The 22,932-nt window shown below is 65.3% G+C and carries 23 protein-coding genes; 2 read left to right on the forward strand and 21 right to left on the reverse strand.

Features of this window, described 5'->3' with window-relative positions; translation table 11 throughout:
• The 4 genes from SE91_RS35800 to rimP form a co-directional block, all read right to left on the reverse strand.
• Positions 1-171 (reverse strand): translation initiation factor IF-2 associated domain-containing protein (locus tag SE91_RS35800; RefSeq protein WP_156490082.1); only part of this gene is annotated, 171 nt, incomplete at its 3' end.
• Between the two features lie 70 nt (positions 172-241).
• Entirely contained in the window at positions 242-925 is a 684-nt protein-coding gene (locus tag SE91_RS32645; protein WP_061850568.1) for an RNA-binding protein, read from the reverse strand.
• A 23-nt stretch (positions 926-948) separates the two neighbouring features.
• Positions 949-2,556 carry a transcription termination factor NusA gene (nusA, locus tag SE91_RS32650; RefSeq protein WP_061850569.1) on the reverse strand — a complete coding sequence of 536 codons (1,608 nt, stop codon included), beginning with the start codon at positions 2,554-2,556 and terminating at the stop codon, positions 949-951.
• 2 nt (positions 2,557-2,558) lie between these two features.
• Positions 2,559-3,314 (reverse strand): ribosome maturation factor RimP, encoded by a 756-nt coding sequence (gene rimP, locus SE91_RS32655; protein ID WP_061850570.1) that lies wholly within the window; start codon positions 3,312-3,314, stop codon positions 2,559-2,561.
• Positions 3,315-3,685: 371 nt separating this feature from the next.
• Between rimP and SE91_RS32660 the strand changes: the two genes are divergently transcribed.
• On the forward strand, positions 3,686-4,768 hold the full coding sequence (locus tag SE91_RS32660) for a DUF2336 domain-containing protein (protein ID WP_061850571.1): 1,083 nt from the start codon (positions 3,686-3,688) through the stop codon (positions 4,766-4,768).
• Here SE91_RS32660 and trmB read toward each other — a convergent pair.
• The 16 genes from trmB to murJ form a co-directional block, all read right to left on the reverse strand.
• A complete protein-coding gene (gene trmB, locus SE91_RS32665; protein WP_060734341.1) occupies positions 4,765-5,475 on the reverse strand; it encodes a tRNA (guanosine(46)-N7)-methyltransferase TrmB in 711 nt (236 codons plus the stop codon). The genes SE91_RS32660 and trmB overlap by 4 nt on opposite strands.
• Positions 5,472-6,629 (reverse strand): M20 family metallopeptidase, encoded by a 1,158-nt coding sequence (locus SE91_RS32670; RefSeq protein WP_061850572.1) that lies wholly within the window; start codon positions 6,627-6,629, stop codon positions 5,472-5,474. Before SE91_RS32670 ends, trmB begins: the two co-directional genes overlap by 4 nt.
• A gap of 84 nt (positions 6,630-6,713) precedes the next feature.
• On the reverse strand, positions 6,714-7,127 hold the full coding sequence (locus SE91_RS32675) for a helix-turn-helix domain-containing protein (protein ID WP_008540161.1): 414 nt from the start codon (positions 7,125-7,127) through the stop codon (positions 6,714-6,716).
• 218 nt (positions 7,128-7,345) lie between these two features.
• Positions 7,346-8,959, reverse strand: coding sequence for an apolipoprotein N-acyltransferase (gene lnt, locus SE91_RS32680; RefSeq protein ID WP_061850573.1), 1,614 nt, complete (start codon positions 8,957-8,959; stop codon positions 7,346-7,348).
• Entirely contained in the window at positions 8,956-10,074 is a 1,119-nt protein-coding gene (locus tag SE91_RS32685; protein WP_061850574.1) for a hemolysin family protein, read from the reverse strand. Before SE91_RS32685 ends, lnt begins: the two co-directional genes overlap by 4 nt.
• Before the next feature lies 1 nt (position 10,075).
• Entirely contained in the window at positions 10,076-10,585 is a 510-nt protein-coding gene (ybeY, locus tag SE91_RS32690) for an rRNA maturation RNase YbeY (protein ID WP_061850575.1), read from the reverse strand.
• Between the two features lie 56 nt (positions 10,586-10,641).
• Positions 10,642-11,637 (reverse strand): PhoH family protein, encoded by a 996-nt coding sequence (locus SE91_RS32695; protein WP_061850576.1) that lies wholly within the window; start codon positions 11,635-11,637, stop codon positions 10,642-10,644.
• Positions 11,638-11,701: 64 nt separating this feature from the next.
• The gene (gene miaB, locus SE91_RS32700; RefSeq protein WP_061850577.1) at positions 11,702-13,096 is read right to left on the reverse strand and encodes a tRNA (N6-isopentenyl adenosine(37)-C2)-methylthiotransferase MiaB; all 1,395 of its coding nucleotides are present in this window, start codon (positions 13,094-13,096) and stop codon (positions 11,702-11,704) included.
• A gap of 191 nt (positions 13,097-13,287) precedes the next feature.
• Positions 13,288-13,968 carry an HAD family hydrolase gene (locus tag SE91_RS32705; protein ID WP_061850578.1) on the reverse strand — a complete coding sequence of 227 codons (681 nt, stop codon included), beginning with the start codon at positions 13,966-13,968 and terminating at the stop codon, positions 13,288-13,290.
• Between the two features lie 4 nt (positions 13,969-13,972).
• The gene (locus tag SE91_RS32710) at positions 13,973-14,428 is read right to left on the reverse strand and encodes a Fur family transcriptional regulator (RefSeq protein WP_008540193.1); all 456 of its coding nucleotides are present in this window, start codon (positions 14,426-14,428) and stop codon (positions 13,973-13,975) included.
• 39 nt (positions 14,429-14,467) lie between these two features.
• A complete protein-coding gene (gene rimI / locus SE91_RS32715; RefSeq protein WP_061850579.1) occupies positions 14,468-14,953 on the reverse strand; it encodes a ribosomal protein S18-alanine N-acetyltransferase in 486 nt (161 codons plus the stop codon).
• Positions 14,950-15,645, reverse strand: a complete 696-nt coding sequence (gene tsaB, locus SE91_RS32720) for a tRNA (adenosine(37)-N6)-threonylcarbamoyltransferase complex dimerization subunit type 1 TsaB (protein ID WP_061850580.1) — start codon at positions 15,643-15,645, stop codon at positions 14,950-14,952. The genes rimI and tsaB overlap by 4 nt, the downstream gene beginning before the upstream one ends.
• 88 nt (positions 15,646-15,733) lie before the next feature.
• The gene (locus SE91_RS32725; protein WP_061850581.1) at positions 15,734-16,303 is read right to left on the reverse strand and encodes a NifU family protein; all 570 of its coding nucleotides are present in this window, start codon (positions 16,301-16,303) and stop codon (positions 15,734-15,736) included.
• A gap of 239 nt (positions 16,304-16,542) precedes the next feature.
• Positions 16,543-17,037 (reverse strand): universal stress protein, encoded by a 495-nt coding sequence (locus tag SE91_RS32730; protein ID WP_061850582.1) that lies wholly within the window; start codon positions 17,035-17,037, stop codon positions 16,543-16,545.
• 102 nt (positions 17,038-17,139) lie between these two features.
• Positions 17,140-18,192, reverse strand: coding sequence for a tryptophan--tRNA ligase (gene trpS, locus SE91_RS32735; protein ID WP_061851437.1), 1,053 nt, complete (start codon positions 18,190-18,192; stop codon positions 17,140-17,142).
• 80 nt (positions 18,193-18,272) lie between these two features.
• Positions 18,273-19,805, reverse strand: a complete 1,533-nt coding sequence (murJ, locus tag SE91_RS32740) for a murein biosynthesis integral membrane protein MurJ (protein ID WP_061851438.1) — start codon at positions 19,803-19,805, stop codon at positions 18,273-18,275.
• 126 nt (positions 19,806-19,931) lie between these two features.
• Between murJ and SE91_RS32745 the strand changes: the two genes are divergently transcribed.
• Entirely contained in the window at positions 19,932-20,933 is a 1,002-nt protein-coding gene (locus tag SE91_RS32745; protein WP_061850583.1) for an adenosine kinase, read from the forward strand.
• A gap of 188 nt (positions 20,934-21,121) precedes the next feature.
• On the opposite strand, the gene SE91_RS32750 is transcribed toward SE91_RS32745, so the two are convergent.
• Positions 21,122-22,927: an AMP-binding protein gene (locus SE91_RS32750; RefSeq protein WP_245318577.1), complete on the reverse strand. Its 1,806-nt coding sequence runs from the start codon at positions 22,925-22,927 to the stop codon at positions 21,122-21,124.
• Between the last annotated feature and the right edge of the window lie 5 nt (positions 22,928-22,932).

Below are 22,932 nucleotides of genomic sequence, written 5' to 3' on the forward strand. Positions count from 1 at the left end.
CTCAGGCGCGCCGTCGATCCGGCGCTTGCCGCGCTTCTCGACCACGACCTGCTTGCTGCGGCCATGGCTGAAGCTCTGGCGCACGGTGCCCGTTTCGACGCGCGGCTTGAGCGATAGCGTCTTGCTCGGAACGCTCAGCTTCTTGTCGCCAGGGGTCTTGGTATCAACCATTCAGCAGTCCTAATCCTGATTATCAGTGTTGTGCGTTTACCGCACCGTCCTATCGGGTCGTCGTTATCTCTCAGAAATCCTGGCCGGGCTTTTCGGCAGTCTTGTCGGCGTCCGCCATCCGGTATCGGACCAGCATCTGGCTACGCGACAGGAATGACTTGCTCGCCGGGCCCGCGAGCAGGGCAGCATGTATCACATTTGACCGGGTCAGTGCCAAATCCAATTCTATCGATTTCAGTGCGGTGACGGCGGGAATCTGCGGCTTGGCGCCGCGATTCCCGGCATTTTGCCGCGCCAGCATGTCCAATTTGCGGATTCCGTCCGCGGCCCCGTCGCTGGCGTGGATCAGGACCTCGACCGTGCCTTCCCGAAGGGCGCTTTCGACCTTGCCGAAGCCCGCCACGACCTGGCCCGCCTTGGCGGCGATCCCAAGGGCCTCCGTCACGCTCCGAACCAGGAGCGCCTCGATATCGGCAGGAAGCGTCTGAAGGGTGCGCAGCTCGCGCTTGAAGGCCTTGCTAAATTGGTGACGCCGCACGGCTTCCGCAACCACCTGCCGGGAGGCGGTGACCCACATGCCGCGTCCGGGCAGCTTGCGCTTGAGATCGGGAACTATGTCGCCTTGCGGCGAGACGACGAAGCGGATCAGCTCGTCGATCGGCCGGACCTCGCGGCTGACCGCGCACATCCGCATGGTCGCGGACCTTTCGGTCCGCGGTCCATGGTCGAGTTCGTGGTCAGTATCTGCAAGCATTCGGGCGACATTCTCCGTTGCCCTTAAGCCGGCTGATCTTCGGTCGCCTCGGCCTCTTCGGGCTTGGCGAGATCGGCCTCGGTGATCCAGCCGGCCTTGAGGCGGGCCTGCATGATCCACGCTTCGGCATCGTCACGGGTGATCTCGATGCCGTCGAGCGCGCCGGCGTGCTTGGTCGGCTCGCTGCCTTCCTTGCGCTCGGTCCAGCCGACCAGATCGTCGGTGGCGCAGCCGGCGAGGTCGTCGACGGTCTTGATGTCGTTCTCGCCGAACTTCACTAGCATCTTCGAGGTCACACCGGGCACGTCCTTCAGAGCGTCCTCAACACCGAGCTCCTTGCGCCTGGCCTCGAGCTCGGCTTCCTGCTGCTCCAGATATTCGCGGGCGCGGTTCTGCAGCTCCTGTGCGGTCTCCTCGTCGAAACCCTCGATGCCGGCGAGCTCCTTGACGTCTACCATCGCGAGTTCCTCGACCGAGGTGAAGCCTTCGGACGCCAGGAGCTGGCCGACCACCTCGTCGACGTTGAGCGATTCCATGAAGACGCGCGTGGAATTCTCGAAGTCCGCCTGGCGGCGCTCCGATTCCTCCTGCTCGGTCAGGATGTCGATGTCCCAGCCGGTGAGCTGCGAGGCCAGACGCACGTTCTGGCCGCGGCGGCCGATCGCCAGCGAGAGCTGGTTGTTGGTGTCGGGCACGACGACCTCGATGCGCTCGCGGTCCTCGTCGATGACGACCTTGGAGACCTCCGCCGGCGCCAGCGCGTTGACCACGAAGGTCGCGATGTCGGGCGACCAGGGGATGATGTCGATCTTCTCGCCCTGCAATTCGTTCACCACCGCCTGCACGCGCGAGCCGCGCATGCCGACGCAGGCGCCGACTGGATCGACAGAGGAATCGCGGGAAATCACGCCGATTTTCGCGCGCGAGCCCGGATCGCGGGCCACCGCCTTGATCTCGACGATGCCGTCATAGATCTCCGGCACTTCCTGCGCGAACAGTTTTGCCATGAACTGCGGATGGGTGCGGGAGAGAAAGATCTGCGGACCACGGGTTTCGCGGCGGACATCGAAGATGTAGGCGCGGACGCGGTCGCCGTTGCGGAAGACTTCGCGCGGCAGCATCTCGTCGCGGCGGATGATGGCCTCGCCGCGGCCGAGATCGACGATCACGCTGCCATATTCGACGCGCTTGACGACGCCGTTGACGATGTCGCCGATGCGGTCCTTGAATTCCTGATACTGCCGGTCGCGCTCGGCCTCGCGCACCTTCTGCACGATCACCTGCTTGGCCGATTGCGCGGCGATGCGGCCATATTCCAGCGGCGGCAGGGTGTCGGCGATGGTGTCGCCGACCTGGGCGCCGGGATTGGCGCGCTGCGCATCCACCAGCGAGATCTGGTTGGAATGGTTTTCCACCTTCTCGACCACCAGCATGTGGCGCGACAGCCGCAGCTCACCCTTCTTCGGGTCGATCTCGGCGTGAACGTCAGTCTCGCTGCCGTAGCGGGCCCGCGCCGCCTTGGCGATGGCGTCCTCCATCGCGGCGATGACGATGCCGCGGTCGATGGATTTCTCGCGCGCAACGGCGTCCGCGATCTGGAGCAATTCAAGTCGATTGGCGCTGACTGCCATGGCTAGTCTCCTTGGTCAGGATCGATCTCGCCGCGCCGCGCGCGTTCGGCGGCAAGGCGATGTTTCTTGGTATTGGTCGGAGCCGGCTTCTTCTTCGGCTTGGTGTTCTTGGTCGTTTTCTCGCTGATCTTGGCGTGTGGAGCCTGCGGCGGCTCCAGGCCCAGATTGCGGCGCATCTCGCGCGCCTCGGCCTTGCCGCGACGCATCGATTCCGCGATCAGCTCGTCGGTCAGCACCAGGCGTGCTTCGCCGATATCCTCCATGGTCAGGAGAACGTTGGGATCATCGCCCGCCTTAACGTCGTCGCGATGCAGATGGACGCGATCGCCTTCGACGGCACCGATCGTGCCGCGGAACCGCTTCCGCCCCTCATGGGCAACCGCCATCTCGACCTTGACCAGATGTCCGGCATAGCGCTCGAAATCGGAGCGGCGCACCAGCGGACGGTCGATCCCCGGCGAGGAGATCTCCAGCCGGTAGGCGCGATCGATGGGGTCGGCGACGTCGAGCACGGGCGACAGCGCCCGCGAGATCGCTTCGCAATCCTCGATCTGCATCGTGCCGTCCGGCCGCTCGGCCATGATCTGCACGGTGCAGCCGGCCTCTCCGGAAATACGGATCCGCACCAGGCGATAGCCCATGCCCTGAAGCACGGGCGCTGCGACCGCGGACACCCGTGCCGCGACGCCCGGCTCGACCACGAGCCGCGGCTCGGCCAGCAATTCGGCATCCGTGGAACCAGAGATCGGTTCGGTCATGGCAGGGATCAAGGCGCTCGTTAGGTTTAATGCTTGGGTTAAGGCTTGGTTAATCTCAAAGCCCGCTTCGGAACTCTCCCGACACGCGTCGGGCCGCATCTTCCGCCAAGCCGCGTTCAGGTAATAAAAAAGAGCGGGTCCTTTCGGGCCCACTCTCACTACGCGGATCGTATGAGAAGATGAATTGGCGCTGATATAGCCCTTTCCACTCTCCCGGACAAGGCCCATTGCAGGGCCGAGGCGGCTTTTTGCGCCCTTCGGACCGCCCGCCGCGCAACGCTTCCTTCATCAAGCAGGCCTAGATTCCCTAATTGTGGGGCGGCTTGAGCTACGGCGCGCCCACGGCGTGCCAGATCCCGAGTTGCGTTTTCATGACCGTTGCCACGTCGCTCATTCCTGGACTGGACGATATCGTCAAACGCGGCGATCCGAGACGTCGTGGCGAGATCGCGCGCGCCATCTCCCAGCTGTTCTTCCAGGACGCCGAGAACCTCCGCCCCGAGCTCATCGCTCTCTTCGACAATCTCCTGATCGATCTCGTCCCGCATGCCGAGCTCGACTCGCGCGTCGATCTCGCCGAGCGCTTCTCGCGCCTGAACAACGCGCCGCCGCATCTGGTGAACCAGCTCGCGCGCGAAAACGAGATCATGGTGGCAGGCCCCGTGCTGCGCCGCTCGCCCGTGCTCGACGAGGCCGCTCTGGTCGAGATCGCGCGGCTGAAGGGGCAGGGCCATCTGCTGGCGATGACGGAGCGCCCCGCTCTGCCTGTCGTCGTCACCGACGTGCTGGTCGAGCGTGGTGATCGCGACGTGGTGCGCCGCGCTGCTGCAAATGCAGGTGCGGTGTTCTCGCCGGGCAGCTATTCCGAGCTGATCAAGCGCGCCGCGCAGGACGGCGTGCTGACACTCAAGATCGGCCAGCGCAACGATCTCTCGGGCGAGCACCTGAAGGAGCTTCTCAACGGTACGCTCGACGTCATCCGCCGCCGCCTCTCCAGCGTGGTCAATCCCGCGCGCCAGGTCGAGATCAAGCGCGCCATGGCCGCCATCGAGGAGGCTTCGCTGCCGCCGGGGCCACGCCGCGATTTCTCGGGGGCACAGCGCACGGTGCTGGGATTGCATCGTGATGGTCATCTCGGGGAGAGCGCACTGCTCGGTTTTGCCAAGGCCCACAAATACGAGGAATCGATCGCGACGCTCTCGGCGATGGCCGGCGTCCGTCTCTCAATTCTCGATCGCCTGATTTCGGGCGATCGCTACGATCCGCTTCTGATCCTCGGCCGTGTTCTGAATCTTGGCTGGCCCACGGTGCGCGCCCTCATCCTGCTTTGGTACGGCCCGCACCGCACGCCCGCCGATGCCGACATCGAGGCCGCGCGTGTCAACTACACGCGCCTGATGCCGGCGACCGCCGAGCGCATCGTGAATTTCTGGCGCAATCGGCAGACGATCTAAAGCCGCCTGAATCGCAGGTAAGCCGCCTTGCGTCCCTCGCGCGCGGCCTTCCGGCCGTAGCGCGTCATGGTGTAGCCGTCCCAGGGCTGCCTGAAATCATCGGCGCGCTCCGCGAGCCATTTGAAGTCCGAAGACCGCGCCAGATGCGACAGTGTCCAGGCGCAGTAATCGTCGATGTCGCAGACGAAGCGGAATTCGCCGCCAGGCTTGAGCACGCGCGCCATTGCGGCAATCGTCCTGTCCTGCACGAAGCGCCGCTTCCAATGCCGCCGCTTCGGCCAGGGATCGGGATGGATCAGGTCGATCCGCGACAGCGAGGCCTTCGGCAGCCAGGCCAGCAGCTCGGCGGCATCGCCGGCGAACAGACGGATGTTGCCGATATTGGCGGCCTCGATCTGCGCGAGGATCTTGGCCATGCCGTTGACATAGGGCTCGCAGCCGATGAAGCCGGTCGTGGAGAAAGTTTGCGCCTCGGCCGCGAGATGCTCGCCGCCACCGAAGCCGATCTCGAGCCGCACGTCCTCGGCCGCGGGGTCGAAGATCCCGCGGGCATCCGCCGGTGCTTCGCCCTCGATGTCGAGGGCAAGATGCGGCAGCAGCTGCTCGATCAATCCGGCCTGGTGCTGCCTGAGCTTGTGGCCCTTGCGGCGCCCGAAGAAGGCGCGCTCGGTGTCATCGCGCTCGGGATCTGACTTGCGCTCGCTCATCGCAGCGTCTGATACAGGCGATGGAGCAGCCGCGCACGCGGCGCGAGCGACGAGACGTAGAGCTGCTCATAATGGGTGTGTGCGCCCTTGCCGTCGACGCCGAGCCCATCGAGCGTCGCGGTATGCGCGGCGGTGAAATTGCCGTCCGAGCCGCCGCCGGTGTGGGTGTCGATCAGTTCGAAGCCAAGATCGGCCGCAACCGTCTTCGCATGCTCGTAGAGCGAGGCGCCTGCATTGCTCTTCTCGTAAGGCGGCCGATTGAGCCCGCCAGTGACCTTGACGGTGACGCCGTCGGTCTTCGATGTGAGCGCGAGGATCTTGCCGACGAACTCGTCCGCATCCTTCAGGCTCACGACGCGCAGATCGACTTCGGCATAAGCCTCCTCCGGCGTGACGTTGGGACGCGTGCCGCCCCGCGCCACGCCGACATTGACGGTGACCCCGCGCGTCAGATCGTTCATGCCTTCCAATGCCAGAATCACATTGGCGAGCTCGCGAACGGCGCTGCGGCCGTCTTCCGGCCGGGAGCCGGCATGCGCAGGCACGCCCTTGATGAAGACCTTGAAGCGTCCGACGCCCTTGCGCGCCGTGACGATCCTGCCGCCGTCGCGCGCCGGCTCCGTCACCAGCACGTATTTGGCCTTGCGCCCTTCCTGCTCGATCAGCGCGCGCGAGGTCGGGCTGCCGATCTCCTCGTCGGAGGTGAACAGGTGGGTGATGCCGAGCGGCGAACGATCGCCGCTCGAACAGAGCGCGCGAAAGGCGTGATGGGCGATATAGGCCCCGCCCTTCATGTCATAGATGCCCGGGCCGAACGCGCTGTCGCCCTCGACCTTGAACGGCAGGCGCTCCATGAAGCCGAGGGGATGAACGGTGTCGAGGTGGCTCAGCACCAGGATGCCCGGCCGGTCCTGGCCCCAGCTCGAACGCGCCACGAGATGATCGCCGCAGCCATCGACGCCGGCGATGCGCTCGAGCGTGACGGGCAGATCGCAATATTGCTCCGCGACCACGGAGATCAGCTTGTTGACCTGTTCGGGCGCTTCCGTCGGCGTCTCGATCTCCACCCAGCGGCGGATGCCATCGAGAATGGTTTGGGTATCGAACCAATTGGAGCTGGCCATCAACGCATCTATGCCTTTGAATCGCATCATCGGAGAGGACGCGCACCGAGGCGCGTCGCAAATGACGACATAGGCCAGATTTGACGCAGTCTCAAATCGCCATTGAGGATGGCGTCAGCGCTTGTCGGGGCCTTCGCGGGCGGCGATCTGCTCGACGAGATCGACGATGGAGCGGCGCATCTTGGAATCGGCGATCCGGGTGAACGCCTTGGTCAAGGCGAGTCCCTCCGATGTCGCGAGGAAATCCGAGACGTAAGAGGGCGAGGCGCCTTCGCTGAAGCCGTCCGGACCCGGCACGCCGCTCGGGCCGCCCTCGAACAGGAACGACACAGGCACCTGGAGAATTTCGGCAATCTGCTGGATGCGGCTCGCGCCGACCCGGTTGGTGCCCTTCTCGTATTTCTGGATCTGCTGGAAAGTCAGGCCCAAAGCTTCACCGAGCTTTTCCTGGCTCATGCCCAACATGATGCGGCGCATACGCACGCGACTGCCGACATATTTGTCAACAGGGTTGGGCGCTTTCGACATTTCCCCAGTCCTCCAAACATCACCTTCGGCGCAATCATCAAGCGTGCCTCGGGTGCAGCACCGTCAAATCAAACCCTCTTATTGGGAAACATTGCGGAGAAATTTAGCAATGCCCACTGTCTTTTGCAGCCGGTGCAGAATGGGGAGCCCGCGTGCAGTCTGTCAACCGTGGGACTACGGTTGTCAAAGGATTCCAGGCGACGTCCGCGGTGAGACGATCAGGAGTGCCGTTTGGTGACGCGACGGCGAACCGCCACAATCATAGCGAGCGCGACGAGCATGATTGCTGGTACATCACCCACCCGCGCATAGACAGTCGGCGGGATCGCGGCCGGAAGGCTTGCATCCAAAATGCCTTCGATTCCAAGGCCGAGACTGGCGATGGTGCGACCCATCGGATCCACCACTGCGGAGATGCCGGTATTGGCGGAGCGTACCAGCGGCAAGCCGAGCTCGATCGCACGCATCCGCGATTGCTCGAGATGCTGATAGGGACCGGTCGAGATGCCGAACCAGCCGTCATTGGTGAGGTTCACGATCCAGCCTGGACGTTCGTTGCGGCCTGCTACCTCGCCGGGAAAGATGGCTTCGTAACAGATCAGCGGCAGCGCCGGCGGTGCGCCCGCGACCGGTAGCGCATGCCGTACGGTGCCGGCAATGAAGCCGCCGCGCATACGCGTCAATTGCTCGAAGCCGAGCTTCTCCATCAGCCCCTGGTAGGGAAGAAATTCTCCGAATGGCACCAAATGCAACTTGTCGTACACAGCGAGGACGCTGCCGTCGTGATCGATGACGTAGATCGAGTTATAGGCGCGCGTGATCGGCGTGCCCCGCGGCAGGTCGGGCGCGCGGACCGAGCCCGTGATCAGCACCGTGCCGTTCGGCAGGAGGTCGGCGATTTGCGCCATCGCGTCGGCTTCGCGCGTGAGGAAGAACGGAAAGGCGGATTCCGGCCAGATCAGGATGGTGGCATCGCGCACGCCGGTCGATTGCGGACCCGAGGCCCGATCGGACAGCGCCAGGTATTTCTTCATCACCTCCGCCTTGGCGGCGTAGTTGAATTTCACATCCTGCTGGAGGTTCGGCTGCATCAGACGCAGCTTGGCGCCTGATACCATCGTGGTCGGATGCAGCGACAGGCGGATGGCGCCGAAGACGCCCATGGCGATCAGCAGCGCCATCGCGGCGGCCGGCGCGCGCCATTGCAGGCGGCGATCGGGCGATCGATCGATCAGTGTCGCGGGGCTCGCGAAGATCGCGACCGTCAGGAACGTCATGCCCCACAGGCCGATCAGCGATGCCGTCTGCGCCAGCGGCAGCGGCTCGGACAGCGCATAGCCGAACGCGTTCCAGGGAAAGCCGGTCAGCGCGTAGCCGCGTAGCCACTCACTGATGGTGAGGCTTGCCGCGAGCGCCAGCACGCGCGTGGCGTTCTTGGTCCAGAGCAGCCGCGCGAGCGCAAAGCCGATCGCGGTGAAGATCGAAAGGTAGGCTGGTAGCCCAAGCACGGCAAACGGCGTCAGCCAAGCGAATACGTCGGCATCGACGAAGAAGGCGTAGCCAATCCAATAGAGGCCGGGCACGAAGTAGCCGAGCCCGAACCAGTAGCCGGTCAGCGCCGCGGCAGGAACGCCGCCATAGCGTCCGCCGCCGGCGCCGTCGATCAGCCAGACCAGCACTGGGAAGGTGAGGAACAGCACCGGAAAGAGGTTGAACGGCGCCAGCGCCAGCACCGACAGCGCTCCGGCCGCCATGGCGATGACGGCGCGCTTCCAGCCCCAGGTGAGGATGATGGCAAGCGCAATCTGCCGAAGTCGCTGGAGTGCGCTCACTGCGGACCGGCCCCGTCGCTCGGCGGCGGGGTGGACGTGTCACTGGCCGGAGCTTGACCGCTCTCCGGCGCGGCTTCGCGGCGCCGGCTCTCGCGCTGGGTGCGCGGCGCGGGACGCTCCTTCCGCGTCGAGATGCGCAGCCGCTTGACGCGGCGCGGATCGGCATCGAGCACCTCGACCTCATAGGCGCCCGGGCCCGAGATCACCTCGCCGCGCACCGGCAGGCGGCCGACGAAGCTGACGAGATAGCCGCCCAGCGTCTCCACCTCCTCGCCGGCCTCGCCGGTGATGAAATCCTCGCCGATCACCGAGCGGACGTCGTCGAGGCTGGCGCGGGCGTCGGCGATGAAGGCGTTGTCGGGCAGGCGCACGATCGAGGGGGGCTCGTCGCTGTCGTGCTCGTCGTCGATCTCGCCGACGATCTGCTCGACGATATCCTCGAGCGAGACCAGCCCGTCGCTGCCGCCATATTCGTCGACCACCAGCGCGAGGTGGATGCGCGTGGCCTGCATCTGCGCGAGCAGGTCGATCGCCCGCATCGACGGCGGCACGTAGAGCAGCTTGCGGATGATGCGTGCGTCCTCGAGTGGCAGGGCAAGGTCCACGGCCTTCAGATCGAGGCCGGCCGGCAACGGTTTCTTGCGCTTGGCCTTGGTCGCTTCCGTCACGCGCGCCCGCACGGTCATGAAGGCGAGCAGGTCGCGGATGTGGACGATGCCGACGGGATCGTCGAGCGTCTCGTTGTAGACGACGAGTCGCGAATGGCCGGCGCTCTCGAAGCGGTCCATCAATTCGCCGAGCGGAATGTCGCGCTTCACCGCCACGATGTCGGCGCGATGCACCATGACGTCGGCGATGCGGCGCTCATGCAGGCCGAGGATGTTGCGCAGCATGGTGCGCTCGACCGCGGAGAAGCCGGTGTCATCAGGCGTCGACGCGTCGAGCACGACCTGGAGATCGTCGCGCACCGATCCCGCCTTCCAGCCGAACAGCGTCCGGATGGCGCGCAGTAGCCAGCCTTCCGCGGTCGGGCGCATCACCTCGCCTTGCGTCACGACGGCGGGCAGATTGCGCGTCTCGCGAGGGTTGTCCTGGACTGGATCGGAATCAGGCATCTCAGTTCGTCCCCAAGCGGTCTGCATAGGGATCGGGAATGCCGAGATGCGCCAGGATCTGTGTCTCCAGCGCTTCCATCTCCTCCGCCTCGGCGTCGTTCTCGTGGTCGTAGCCGATCAGATGCAGGAAGCCGTGCACGGCGAGGTGGCTCAGATGATGCTCGAATGGCTTGTGTTCTTCGTCCGCCTCGCGCCGCATGGTCTCGTAGGCGATGGCGATGTCGCCGAGCATGCGCGGCGCATCGCCAACCTTCCACTCTCCCTCCGGCTGCAGCGCGGGGAACGACAGCACGTTGGTCGGCTTGTCGATGCCGCGCCAGTTGCCGTTGAGGGTGCGGATGCCGGCGTCATCGGTCAGCATCACGGCCACTTCGGCGTCGGCAACATCTTCATCGACGCTCTCGGCGGCGGCCGCAACGGCGCGCTGGATCACGGCTTCGGAATCGGGCTCGCTCTGCCAGCAATCGGCGACGACGAGGACCTCGGTAATGGGCAGGTTGGGATGGGACATTGTTTTGTCTGGGACGAAAGGCGCTGTTCGCGACCTTGGGGTCCGATGTTGCCTCGTCAGGATTGACCGGAGGCCGGCCGCTGCGGCGACCCTTCGTAAGCGGCGACGATCCGCGCCACGAGCTCGTGGCGGATCACGTCCTCGGCCTTGAAATGAACTTGCGCGATGCCTTCGACGCCGCTCAGCAACCGGGTTGCTTCCGCTAGACCCGAGGTCTGGCCGTTCGGCAGGTCGATTTGGGAGGGATCGCCCGTCACGATCATGCGGCTGTTCTCGCCCAAACGGGTCAGGAACATCTTCATCTGCATCGAGGTCGTGTTCTGCGCCTCGTCCAGGATGATGGCGGCATTGGTCAGCGTACGGCCGCGCATGAAGGCCAGCGGCGCGATCTCGATCTCGCCGGTCTGGAGCGCGCGCTCGACGATGCGCGCGTCCATGAGGTCGTAGAGCGCATCGTAGATTGGACGCAGGTAAGGATCGACCTTCTCGCGGAGATCGCCGGGCAAAAAGCCGAGCCGCTCGCCGGCTTCCACCGCCGGACGCGACAGGATGATCTTGTCGACCTCCTTGCGCTCGAACAGCTGCGCGGCATGTGCGACCGCGAGCCAGGTCTTGCCGGTGCCGGCGGGGCCGATGCCGAACACAAGCTCGTGGCGCTTCAGCGCGCGGATGTAGGAATCCTGCGCGGCCGTGCGTGCTCGCACCGGGCGCTTGCGCAGATTGATGCTGTCGAAGGTGGACTTGGCCGATTTGGCGTCGAACTCGAACAGCGAGCCCTGGGCGATGACGGCGCGGATCGCGCCCTCGACCTCGCCCTGGTCGAGGTCCTGTCCCTTCACGGCCTGGGCGTACAGCATCTCCAGCACGCGGCGCGCGGCGTCGCAGCCGTCGCGCGTGCCGCCGATGGTGATGTGGTTGCCCTTGGAATCGACGACCACGCCGAGCCGCCGCTCGATCTGCGCCAGATGCTGGCCATACGGGCCGACCAGCGCGGATGCGGCACGGTTGTCGTCGAAATCGATGACGACCTGGGTCTCGGGCGGAACTTGCATGTCGCGGTCAAATTTGCGGCTGGGAGCGAACGAAGACGAATCCGATGCGCTTTTTGGCAAGGGTTCAGGCTCCACTGGCTTGCGATAAAGCGGGCTCGCGCGCATTGCGCGGCGTCACGAGCTCGCCGAGAAAGCTGTAGCGTTCGAGGCTGTCGATCCTGACCGGCAGGATTTGTCCGATGATGTCGGGCGAGGCCATCACATGCGCGGGCTGGAGGTAAGCGGTGCGGCCGACGATCTGGCCCTCCTTGCGGGCCGGACGCTCGAACAGCACATCGACCGTTGAGCCAATCGCAGCCTTGTTGAAGGCCGATTGCTGGCTGTCGATCAGTTCCTGGAGCCGCTCCAATCGCTGGTCCATCTCGGCGGGGGACACCGTCTCCTGCATATCCGCGGCCGGCGTACCCGGCCGGGCGGAATATTTGAACGAATAAGCCGCAGCGTAGCCGATTTGCGTGACAAGCGCGAGGGTCGCGCGAAAATCTTGCTCGCTCTCGCCGGGAAAGCCGACGATAAAATCTGATGAAAAAGCAATGTCTTGGCGTGCGGCGCGGAAACGGTCGACAACTCGCCGGTAATCATCGGCGGTATGTTTGCGGTTCATGGCCGCCAGAATCCGGTCGGCGCCCGACTGCACCGGCAGGTGCACGAACGGCATCAGGGCATCGAGATCGCGATGGGCCGCAATCAGGCTGTCATCGACGTCGCGGGGATGGCTGGTGGAATAGCGCAGCCGGGCGATGCCCGGAATCTTCGCCAGATGCTCGAGCAGCTTGCCGAGCGGCCAGCTTTGCCCGTCCGGCCCCTCGCCGTGATAGGCGTTGACGTTCTGCCCGATCAGCGTGAGCTCGCGCACGCCGTTGTCGGCGAGCCGCTTCACGTCGTCGACGATCTTCGCCACCGGGCGCGAAACTTCGGCGCCGCGCGTGTAGGGCACGACGCAGAAGGTGCAGAACTTGTCGCAGCCTTCCTGCACCGTGACGAACGCGGAAATGCCGCGCGCGCGGATCGCGTCGGGCTTGGGCTGCGCCAGGAAGCCGAACTTGTCCTGGGCGGGAAATTCGGTCTCGATGGCGCGGCCTTCGTCGCCGGCGCGCTTCAGGAGATCCGGCAGGTGATGATAGCTCTGCGGACCGACCACGACGTCGACGACGGGCGCGCGGCGCACGATCTCCTCGCCCTCGGCCTGCGCCACGCAGCCGGCAACCGCGATCTGCATCGCGCGGCCCGCGCGCGCGGCCTCGTCCTTGGCGACACGCAGCCGGCCGAGCTCGGAGTAGACCTTTTCCGAGGCCTTCTCGCGGATATGGCAGGTGTTGAGGATGACGAGGTCAGCATCCTCTGCGCTCGCCGTCTCAACGAATCCTTCCGGGGCCAGCGTGTCCACCATGCGCTGGGCATCGTAGACGTTCATCTGGCAGCCATATGATTTGATGTGCAGCTTGCGCGGCGGCGTCATGGAACCCAAAATGGAGGTGGAGGACCGCCCTCAGATATAGGCTGGAGGGACGAAAATCCAGCGAATGGAGCCTCCTGGCCGTCGTTCTGGGGCGCGACGCTGTCGCGAACCCGGAATCCAGAGATTTTAGCGCAAAATTCCGGGTTCACGCGCGTCGCACGCGCCCCGGAATGACGGTGCGAGGCACCAAATCAGCCCGCCAAGGCCTTGGCTCCCGCCTTCCGGACCAGATCCGGCAATTGTCGCATATCGTCGAATGTCAGGTTGGCGCCTGCGGCGCGCAGCCTCTCGGCGTGACCCGGCGGGCAGTGGCCGCCGCCATGAAAGCCCAAGACTGTCATCCCAGCGGCACGCGCGCCTGTCACCCCGGGGACGCTGTCCTCGATCACCAGGCACCGCTCCGGCGCGACCTTCATCTGCGCGGCGGCGAACAGGAACAGGTCGGGCGCCGGCTTGCCGCGCGCGACCTGGCTTGCGGAAAAGATGTTCGGGGCGAGCAGGTCGTAGAGGCCGGCGCAAGTGAGGCCGTGATGAATCTTGTCCGGCGTGCCGCTGGACGCAACGCATTTGGGCAGATCGATCGCGGCGATCGCTGCCGCGACGTGGGTGATCGGCTGCAAATCGCTGGCGTAGGATTGCAGCGTCGCCGCATTGACCTGCTGCTCCAGATCGTCCGGGAGGCTGCGCCCGATTTCCTGCTCGACGATCCTCCGCGCGTCTTTCTCAGACACGCCGAGGAAGCGGACCAGCACCTGCTCCGACGTGATCGGGTAGCCGTGTCTGGTCAGCACGTCCGCATGCGCGCGACAGGAGATCACCTCGCTGTCCACGAGCACGCCGTCGCAATCGAAGATGATGAGGTCGATGGGCACTAAATCAAGACGTCGGCTTGTCGTCGTCGAGCGGGACGCAATAGAGCTCGAGCCGGTGATCCACCAGCTTGTAGCCGAGCTTGCGGGCGATCTCCGCCTGCAGCTTCTCGATCTCCTCGGAGGTGAACTCGATCACCTTGCCGTCGCGCAGGTTGATGAGGTGGTCGTGATGGCTGTCGCGCATCGTCTCGTAGCGCGCGCGGCCCTCGCGAAAATCGTGGCGCTCGATGATGCCGGCATCCTCGAACAGCTTCACGGTGCGATACACCGTCGAGATCGAGATCTTGTCGTCGACGGCAACGCAGCGGCGGTACAGCTCCTCGACGTCGGGATGGTCGACCGCCTCCGCGAGCACGCGCGCGATGACGCGGCGCTGCTCGGTCATGCGCATGCCGGTGGCGGCACAACGCGCCTCGATGCCGGAGGCTTTGGATGCGGCGGAAGCTTTAAGTCCAGTCATGTGTTGTCTGCCTGACGAGGGCGCTTTCTGCCACCGATGTTACGCCAAGTCACGCCGCATCAGAAGGGCGTTCAATTGTTCCCCGTTCGGCTGCTTATAGTAGCGTTCGCGGCGCCCCACCACCATGAATCCGGCCCTCTCGTAGAGCCGGCGCGCCGGCTGGTTATTTTCCTCGACCTCGAGAAATATCGTGCGCACGCCGCGCCCGGCGAGATGGCCGAGATGGGTCATCAGCAGCGTGCGGGAGAGGCCGCGGCCGCGATGCGCCTGGTCGACCGCGATCGAGAGGATTTCCGCCTCATCCGCGCCGATCCGCGACACCGCAAAGCCGATCGTCTTGCGGCCGAGACGCAAGCGATGCACCAGCGTGTTGCGCTCGCTGATCATGCCCTCGAACTCGCCTTCGCCCCAGCCGCGGGCGAAGGAGGCGCCATGAAGCTGCGCCAGCCGCGCGGCATCGCGCGCGGACGCGGGCTCGACGGCAGCGGTGCCGCCGCGCCACCATTGCGACAGCCATCCCATCATGAGCTTGCGGCTTGTGCCGCGAACTGTGGCAGTGCGGCCGGCTTGGCGTCGGGCGCCTTCAGATAAAACGGCCGTGCCGGCGTGGTGTCGGGATTGGCGGCCGCGCCGAGCCACGCGACCCAGGCGATGTCGGGTGCGGCTTGCGCGTCGACTGCAACGGGCTGCGGCGCATCCTTCGGCCAGCGCTCGGCGAGGATGTTCGCGGCATTGCCGACCAGATGCGGCGCGCCGAATTGCGAGGCCGCGATTGCCTCGTCGATCGGCGCGACGCGTGGCCGCACCAGCTGGCTGCCGTCGCCGGCGACGATCTGGAAGTAAACGTGATCGTGTCGTGCATCGATCGCCGAGATGACCGGTGCCGATCGGCTCTGGCCGACGATTGCGGCGGCATAGGCGGACAACGTGGTCAGGCCGACCGCGGGCTTGCCGGCGGCGAGCGCAAGGCCGCGCGCCGCCGAAATGCCGACGCGCAGGCCGGTGAAGCTGCCGGGACCGACGGTGACGGCGATGCGGTCGAGCGCGGTGAAGGCGAGATCGGCCGATCGCATCACCCGTGCGATCAGCGGCATCAGGGCTTCGGCATGCCCGCGCTTCATCGGCAGCGATTCCTGCGCGCGCAGCTCGGCGGTTTCAGTGTCGAGCACGGCCGCCGCGCAGGCGTCGAGCGCAGTATCGATGGCGAGGATCAGCATGGAAAAGCGAATGGCGAGTGGTGAATGGCGAACAGTCTAGCCGATCGGAATGCCATTCGCCATTCGCTACCCGCCATTCGCTGATCGATCACATCGGCCGGACTTCGACCACGTCGGGCACGAAGTGCTTGAGAAGGTTCTGGATGCCGTGCTGAAGCGTCGCGGTCGATGACGGGCAGCCGGAGCAGGCGCCCTTCATGTTGAGATAGACGATGCCGTCCTTGAAGCCGCGGAAGGTGATGTCGCCGCCGTCATTGGCGACTGCCGGCCGCACCCGGGTCTCGATCAGGTCCTTGATCATGTCGACCGTCTCGGCATCGGCCTCGTCGAAGAACTCGTCCTCGTCGTCGAGATCGGCATGGCTGGCGGCCGTGCCGTCGGCGAGCAGCGGCGCGCCGGACATGTAGTGCTCCATGATCGCGCCGAGGATCGCGGGCTTGAGCTGCTGCCACTCACCGCTCGCCTTGGTCACGGTGATGAAGTCCGATCCGTAGAACACGCCGGTGACGCCAGGCACGTCGAACAGCTTCTCGGCCAGCGGCGAGCGCGTGGCGGCTTCGCGGCTCGAAAATTCCATCGGGCTGCCGTCGACCACGACGCGGCCGGGAATGAATTTCAGCGTGGCGGGATTGGGGGTGGCTTCGGTTTGAATGAACATGGTTTTCTCCAGACGTCGCCGGTTCAAGGCCGGCGCGTTGCCCTTATCCCCTAGCAGATGGCGATGGGGAACGCACGATCAAGGGGAGAGGTGGGCGTTTCGCTGTTATATCAGGAGGTTAGGGTACTCTGATGTTTCCGCGCCGTCATGGCCGGGCTTGACCCGGCCATCCACGCCTTGCTTCGCGGAACCAAGAACGTGGATGCCCGGGACAAGCCCGGGCATGACGAGTCCCTGAACTACGACAGCGAATCCACGCTTTGGTCGCTCAACGCGCCGGAAATGATGGTCACGGGGATCGGGAACGTCCCCACCGCATGGGCCAGCAGTGCGACGAGGGGGCCCGGCCCTTCCGCGCCGGGATTGGCCGCGAGCACCAGCATGGCAATATCAGGATCCTCGTCGATCACCGCTAGCAATTGTTCCATCGCGACGCCTTCGCGGATCACCCGTTCCGGCGTGATCGCGGCGATGCCGTTGGCTCGCCCGGCGGCGCGGTCGAGCGCGGCCTCCGCGGCTTCCTGCGCCTCGGCGCGCATGATGTCGGCGACGCCAAGCCATTCCTGGCTCTGCTGCTCGGGCTCGATGATGCGCAGCATCACCACGCCGCCGCCGGCGCGGATCGCCCAGCGGCTGGCGTAATACACCGCGCGATCCCATTCGGCGGTGTCGTCGACGATGACGAGGCATTTGGGCTTGTGGCCCGGCTCGTAGCAAAGTCGCTTGCTCGTCATGCATGTCCCGGAATGTGCACGACGGACATGCTGCCACACTCCCTGCCGCTTTGGGAGAGGGGGCGTCGGCCGGCGTCGCGGCGCCGGCCGAGTTTCGCCCGATCAGCGCCGGCGGATGAAGCCGACGATGTCCTTCGACTGCTTCATGGTCTCGTCGGCGATGGCGCGGGCCCTGTCGGAGCCGTGGTTCAGGACCGCGTCGATGTGGGCGGGGTCGGCGACGAGGCGCTTCATCTCGCCGGCGATCGGCGCGAGCTTGGTGACGCAGAGCTCTGCCAGCGCGTTCTTGAAGCTGGAGAACTGGCCGCCGCCGAAATCCCTGAGCACCTCGGCCTTGGAGCGGCCGGAGAGCGCGGCGAAGATGCCGACGAGATTGTCGGCTTCGGGCCGCGCTTCCAAACCCTTTTCCTCGCTCGGCAGCGGCTCCGGATCGGTCTTCGCCTTGCGGATCTTCTGCGCGATGGTGTCGGCATCGTCGGTGAGGTTGATGCGCGAATTGTCCGACGCATCCGACTTCGACATCTTCTTGGTGCCGTCGCGCAGGCTCATCACGCGCGTCGCCGGGCCCGTGATCAACGGTTCCGGCAGCGGGAAGAACAGGCCGTCATCGTTGCCCTGGACCCGAATGGAATCGGCGAAATCGTTGTTGAACTTCTGCGCGATGTCACGCGAAAGCTCGAGATGCTGCTTCTGGTCCTCGCCGACAGGCACGTGGGTGGCGCGGTACAGCAGGATGTCGGCCGCCATCAGCACGGGATAATCGAATAGCCCGACCGACGCATTCTCGCGGTCCTTGCCGGCCTTCTCCTTGAACTGGGTCATGCGGCCGAGCCAGCCCATGCGCGCGACGCAGTTGAAGATCCAGGCGAGCTCGGCGTGGCCCGAGACCTGGCTCTGGTTGAACACGATGTGCTTCTTCGGGTCGATGCCGGCTGCGATGAACGCCGCGGTGACCTCGCGGGTGCTGCGCGAGAGCACCTCCGGTCCGCCCCAGACGTCGACGCCTTGCGTGATCGCGTGCATGTCGACGACGCAATAGATGCAGTTGTGAGTTTCCTGCATCTTCACGAAGTTGACGATCGCGCCGAGATAATTGCCGAGGTGCAGATTGCCCGTCGGCTGGACGCCCGAAAAGACCCGTTCAACGAATGGCATGGTCAGCCTTCCCATAGGTATTCGGCCGTCGTTTCCAACAGCGGCGCTGCCCCGTCAAGGGTATTTCGCCGGGCTTGCGGTTAGCCGGGCCGTTTCAACGCGTTAACCGCCTCGCGCCAGGAGGCGGCGCCGAGGATTTGCAGCAGCAGGCCGTAGACGACGATCCCGACCGCGATCTGCACGCCCAGCGCAATGAAGTGGATGAACCCATGGGCCCCGGCAGGCACCAGACCCGTGGTCAGCCAGAGCAGGGCGCCCATGGCGAGCGCGGCCAGCACGATGCGCGGCAGCCGCGTGCGGGCGCTCGCATCGATCGAGAAGCCGAACACGGCCCTGCCTTTGCGGAGCAGCGAGAGTGCGCTGCTCCAGGCACCAAGCGCGATGCTCGCCGCGATCCCGCTCGCGCCAAGGAGATGGCCGAGCAGAACCGCGAGCGCGATCGTCACCACGAAGCCCTTGGCGGTCGCAAGCAGCGGCGTCATCGTGTCGCTGCGGGCATAGAACGCCGGCGACAGCGCCTTGATCAGCACATGCGCGGGAAGGCCGAGCGCCAGCCACATCAGCGCCTGCGCCGTCGCCGCGCTGTCCTGCGCGCCGAAGGCGCCATGCTCGAACAGCAGCCGCACGATCGGCTCGGCCAGCACGATCAGGCCGAGCGTCGCCGGCAGCGCCATCCCGGTCGCAAGCTCCAGCGCGCGGGATTCGGCATGCGTCACCGCATCGCGGTCGCCGCTTCCAACCGCGCGGGTCAGCTCCGGCACCAGCACCGTGCCCATGGCCACGCCGACGATGCCGAGCGGCAGCTCGATCAGGCGGTTGGCGAAATAGAGCCACGACACCGCAGAGGGTGTCGCCGAGGCGATGATCGCGCCGGCCACCATCAGCCATTGCGGCCCGGAGCTCGCGATCATGCCGGGGATCGCCTTGCCGAAAAACGCGCGCATTTCCTTGTCGAAGCTCACGCGCAGCGGTGTCGCAAGGCGCGCGCTTCGTTGCGACAGCAGCATCAGCAATTGCAGCAGGCCGGCAATGCCGACCGTGGCGGCCAGCATCCACGCTGCGAGCGCCGCATCGGCATGCCAGGCGAGCAGCATCGCGATCGCGACGATCAGCGCGATGTTGAACAGCAGCGGTGAGAACGCGGTGAGGCCAAAGCGCCCTTGCGCGTTGAGCAATCCCATCAACACGGTCACCGGGCCGGCGAAGGCGAGATAGGGCAGCATCAGTCGCGCGTTGTTCACGGCGAGATCGAGCGTCCTGCTGCCGACAAATCCCGGCGCGATCACCATGATGATCAGCGGCATCAGAAGCGCGATGCCGATCGAGATCAGAACCAGCGCCGCGCTGACCGTGCCGAGCACGCGCCCCGCGAACGCCGCTGCGGCCGGCACGCCATCGCGGTCGCGGATCCGCAGCCAGGCCGGGATCAAAGCCGCATTCAGCGCCCCCTCGCTGAGCAGCCGGCGCACCACGTTGACGAGCTGGAACGCCGCTAGGAACGCATCCGCCACCGCGCCGGTGCCGAGCAGCGCCGCGATCAGCGAATCCCGGGCAAAGCCCAGCAGCCGCGAGGCCAGCGTTCCCGTCGAGACGGTCAGGAAGGAGCGGATCATTGCGCTTTGATAATACCGTTGCTTGCCCGCGCAGGCCCGGTCGTGATAGGCCGCGAGCCAGATTTTCAGGGCGACAGGAAGCGGATTTTCGCAGGGATCGCAATCCGCCAATCAGGATCAAGGTGAATGGCTGACGTGAAATATGACGTTCTCGGCATCGGCAACGCGCTGTTCGACGTACTGGTCAGGACTGACGAGGCCTTTCTGGCCAAGCATGGCATGACCAAGGGCAGCATGTCCCTGATCGACGAGGCCCGTGCGGCCGCCATCTACAAGGACATGGGCCCGGCGACCGAGGTTTCCGGCGGCTCGGCCGCCAACACCATCGTCGGCATCGGCAGCCTGGGGGCACGCGCCGCCTATGTCGGCAAGGTCAAGGACGACCAGATCGGCAAGCTCTACGTTCATGACATCCGCGCCGCCGGCGTCGCCTTCAACACGCCCGCCGCCAAGGACGGCCCCGCCACCGGCTGCTCCTACATCCTGGTCACCGGCGATGGCGAGCGCACCATGAACACCTATCTCGGCGCGGCGCAGGATCTGTCGCCCGCCGATATCGATCCGGCCGAGGTCGCGGCCGCCGGCATCGTCTATCTCGAAGGCTATCTCTGGGACCCCAAGAACGCCAAGGACGCCTTCGTCAAGGCGGCCAAGATCGCCCATGATGCCAAGCGCAAGGTCGCGCTGACGCTGTCGGATTCCTTCTGCGTCGACCGCTATCGCGACGAGTTCCTGGGCCTGATGCGCGACGGCACCGTCGACATCGTCTTCGCCAACGAGTCCGAGCTGCACTCGCTCTACATGACCTCGGACTTCGACGCCGCGCTGAAGCAGCTTCGCAATGACGTCAACCTCGGCGTCGTCACCCGCAGCGAGAAGGGCTGCATGGTGGTGTCGTCGGAAGACGCCGTCGCGGCTCCGGCCTTCCCGGTCGACAAGGTGATCGACACCACCGGCGCCGGCGACCTCTTTGCCGCCGGCTTCCTCTATGGCCTCGCGCGCAACTTCGGCTACAAGCAATGCGGCGAACTCGGCGCACTCGCGGCCGCCGAAGTGATCCAGCACATCGGCGCGCGGCCCCAGGTATCGCTGAAGGAGCTGGCCGGTCAGCGCGGGCTGACGGGTTAAGGCTCGTCTCTCTCCTCCGTCATTGCGAGCCACAATCACCGCCGTCATCGCCCGGCCAGTGCGCAATTGCGCACTAGGACCGGGCGATCCAGTACTTCGAGACTTCGGTGATTCATCGAGAAGTCGCGGAGTACTGGATTCCCCGCCTTCGCGGGGAATGACAGTGCTTACGTGGCGAGGGCGCCACCTTACGCCGTCTTCGCCGCCTTCAATCCCAATCGCTGCTCGACTTCATCGCGCATCAGGAATTTCTGGATCTTTCCGGTGACCGTCATCGGGAATTCGTCGACGAACTCGACGTAGCGCGGGATCTTGTTGTGGGCGATCTGGCCTTCGCAGAAGGCGCGCACGTCCTCCGCCGTCAGTTGCTCACCCGATCTGACGCGGATCCAGGCGCAGAGCTCTTCGCCGTAGCGGGTGTCGGCGACGCCGAAAATCTGCACATCCTGGATCTTGGGGTGACTATACAGGAATTCCTCGATCTCGCGCGGATAGAGATTTTCGCCGCCGCGGATCACCATGTCCTTGATGCGGCCGACGATGTTGCAATAGCCTTCGTCGTCGAGGGTGGCGAGATCGCCGGTGTGCATCCAGCCGTTGGCATCGAGCACGTCGGCCGTTTTCTCCTTCTCCTCCCAATAGCCCAGCATCACGCTGTAGCCCCGGGTGCAGAGCTCGCCGCGTTGGCCGCGCTTGACGATCCTGCCTTCGAGATCGACGACCTTCACCTCGACATGCGGATGGATCCGGCCGACGGTGGAGACGCGCCGCTCGAGCGGATCGTTCACAGCGCTCTGGAAGCTGACCGGGCTGGTCTCGGTCATGCCATAGGCGATGGTGACCTCGCGCATGTTCATCTCGGTGTTGACGCGCTTCATCACCTCGATCGGGCAGGGCGCGCCCGCCATGATGCCGGTGCGCAGTGACTTCAAATTGAACGCCTTGAACTCGGGGTGATCAAGCTCCGCGATGAACATGGTCGGCACGCCGTAGAGCGCCGTGCATTTCTCCTGTTCGATCGTGCGCAGCGTCGCAAGCGGGTCAAAACCCTCGCCGGGATAGACCATTGCGGCGCCGAGCGTCACGGAGGCGAGGTTGCCCATGACCATGCCGAAGCAATGGTAGAGCGGCACCGGAATGCAGATGCGGTCCTGCTCGTTGAGGCGCATCGCGCGGCCGACGAAATAGCCGTTGTTGAGGATGTTGTGATGGGTCAGCGTCACGCCCTTGGGCGAGCCGGTCGTGCCGCTGGTGAACTGGATGTTGACGGGATCGTCGAATTGCAGCTCCTGGCCGAGCGCGGCCAATTGCTGGCGGTGCCGGTCGCCGCCCATACCCGCGACCTCGTCGAAAGCGATCGTGCCCGGCGCGGCCGGGCCGCCGATCTGGATCACGTTGCGGAGGGCAGGCAGCCGTGCCGCATGCAACTGCCCCGGCTTGGCGGCTGATAGTTCCGGCAACAGCGTGTTGAGCATCTCCATGTAGTTGCTGGTCTTGAACGCCGTCGCCGTGACGATCGCCGCGCAGCCGACCTTGCGCAGGGCGAACTCCAGCTCGCTCAGGCGATAGGCAGGATTGATCGTCACCAGGATCAGGCCGGCCTTGGCGGCCGCGAACTGGGTCAACGTCCATTCCGGCCGGTTCAGCGACCAGATGCCGATCCGCTGGCCCCGCTCGAGCCCGAGCGCGAGAAAGCCGGCGGCGAGCGCATCGACCCGTTCGGCGAATTCCGACCAGGTCCATCTCACGCCGTGGCTGGGCGAGACCAGCGCCTCGCGGTTGCCCCAGCGCCGCACTGCATGGTCGAGACTGCGGCCGATGGTGTCGCCGAGCAGCGGCGTGTCCGAGATGCCGCAAACATAGCTGTCGGCTTTGCCTGCAAGATCGTCCGCCAAGTTCGTCTCCTCAAAATTGCTGCCTCGTGCCTGAAGCCGATGGCTTTCGGGCACGAGGTTAATCCTTGCCGGGAAGGCGCGCGACGCCGCGCGCCTCATACTAA

The organism is Bradyrhizobium sp. DOA1, assembly GCF_001593325.1.
GTDB lineage: Bacteria > Pseudomonadota > Alphaproteobacteria > Rhizobiales > Xanthobacteraceae > Bradyrhizobium.

Excerpts from the sequence above, each read along its gene's own strand:
- SE91_RS32645 (WP_061850568.1), bottom strand. The coding sequence starts at position 925 with ATGCTTGCAGATACTGACCACGAACTCGACCATGGACCGCGGACCGAA.
- nusA (WP_061850569.1), bottom strand. The coding sequence starts at position 2,556 with ATGGCAGTCAGCGCCAATCGACTTGAATTGCTCCAGATCGCGGACGCC.
- rimP (WP_061850570.1), bottom strand. The coding sequence starts at position 3,314 with ATGACCGAACCGATCTCTGGTTCCACGGATGCCGAATTGCTGGCCGAG.
- SE91_RS32660 (WP_061850571.1), top strand. The coding sequence starts at position 3,686 with ATGACCGTTGCCACGTCGCTCATTCCTGGACTGGACGATATCGTCAAA.
- trmB (WP_060734341.1), bottom strand. The coding sequence starts at position 5,475 with ATGAGCGAGCGCAAGTCAGATCCCGAGCGCGATGACACCGAGCGCGCC.
- SE91_RS32670 (WP_061850572.1), bottom strand. The coding sequence starts at position 6,629 with ATGATGCGATTCAAAGGCATAGATGCGTTGATGGCCAGCTCCAATTGG.
- SE91_RS32675 (WP_008540161.1), bottom strand. The coding sequence starts at position 7,127 with ATGTCGAAAGCGCCCAACCCTGTTGACAAATATGTCGGCAGTCGCGTG.
- SE91_RS32685 (WP_061850574.1), bottom strand. The coding sequence starts at position 10,074 with ATGCCTGATTCCGATCCAGTCCAGGACAACCCTCGCGAGACGCGCAAT.
- ybeY (WP_061850575.1), bottom strand. The coding sequence starts at position 10,585 with ATGTCCCATCCCAACCTGCCCATTACCGAGGTCCTCGTCGTCGCCGAT.
- SE91_RS32695 (WP_061850576.1), bottom strand. The coding sequence starts at position 11,637 with ATGCAAGTTCCGCCCGAGACCCAGGTCGTCATCGATTTCGACGACAAC.
- miaB (WP_061850577.1), bottom strand. The coding sequence starts at position 13,096 with ATGACGCCGCCGCGCAAGCTGCACATCAAATCATATGGCTGCCAGATG.
- SE91_RS32710 (WP_008540193.1), bottom strand. The coding sequence starts at position 14,428 with ATGACTGGACTTAAAGCTTCCGCCGCATCCAAAGCCTCCGGCATCGAG.
- rimI (WP_061850579.1), bottom strand. The coding sequence starts at position 14,953 with ATGATGGGATGGCTGTCGCAATGGTGGCGCGGCGGCACCGCTGCCGTC.
- tsaB (WP_061850580.1), bottom strand. The coding sequence starts at position 15,645 with ATGCTGATCCTCGCCATCGATACTGCGCTCGACGCCTGCGCGGCGGCC.
- SE91_RS32725 (WP_061850581.1), bottom strand. The coding sequence starts at position 16,303 with ATGTTCATTCAAACCGAAGCCACCCCCAATCCCGCCACGCTGAAATTC.
- SE91_RS32730 (WP_061850582.1), bottom strand. The coding sequence starts at position 17,037 with ATGACGAGCAAGCGACTTTGCTACGAGCCGGGCCACAAGCCCAAATGC.
- trpS (WP_061851437.1), bottom strand. The coding sequence starts at position 18,192 with ATGCCATTCGTTGAACGGGTCTTTTCGGGCGTCCAGCCGACGGGCAAT.
- murJ (WP_061851438.1), bottom strand. The coding sequence starts at position 19,805 with ATGATCCGCTCCTTCCTGACCGTCTCGACGGGAACGCTGGCCTCGCGG.
- SE91_RS32745 (WP_061850583.1), top strand. The coding sequence starts at position 19,932 with ATGGCTGACGTGAAATATGACGTTCTCGGCATCGGCAACGCGCTGTTC.
- SE91_RS32750 (WP_245318577.1), bottom strand. The coding sequence starts at position 22,927 with ATGAGGCGCGCGGCGTCGCGCGCCTTCCCGGCAAGGATTAACCTCGTG.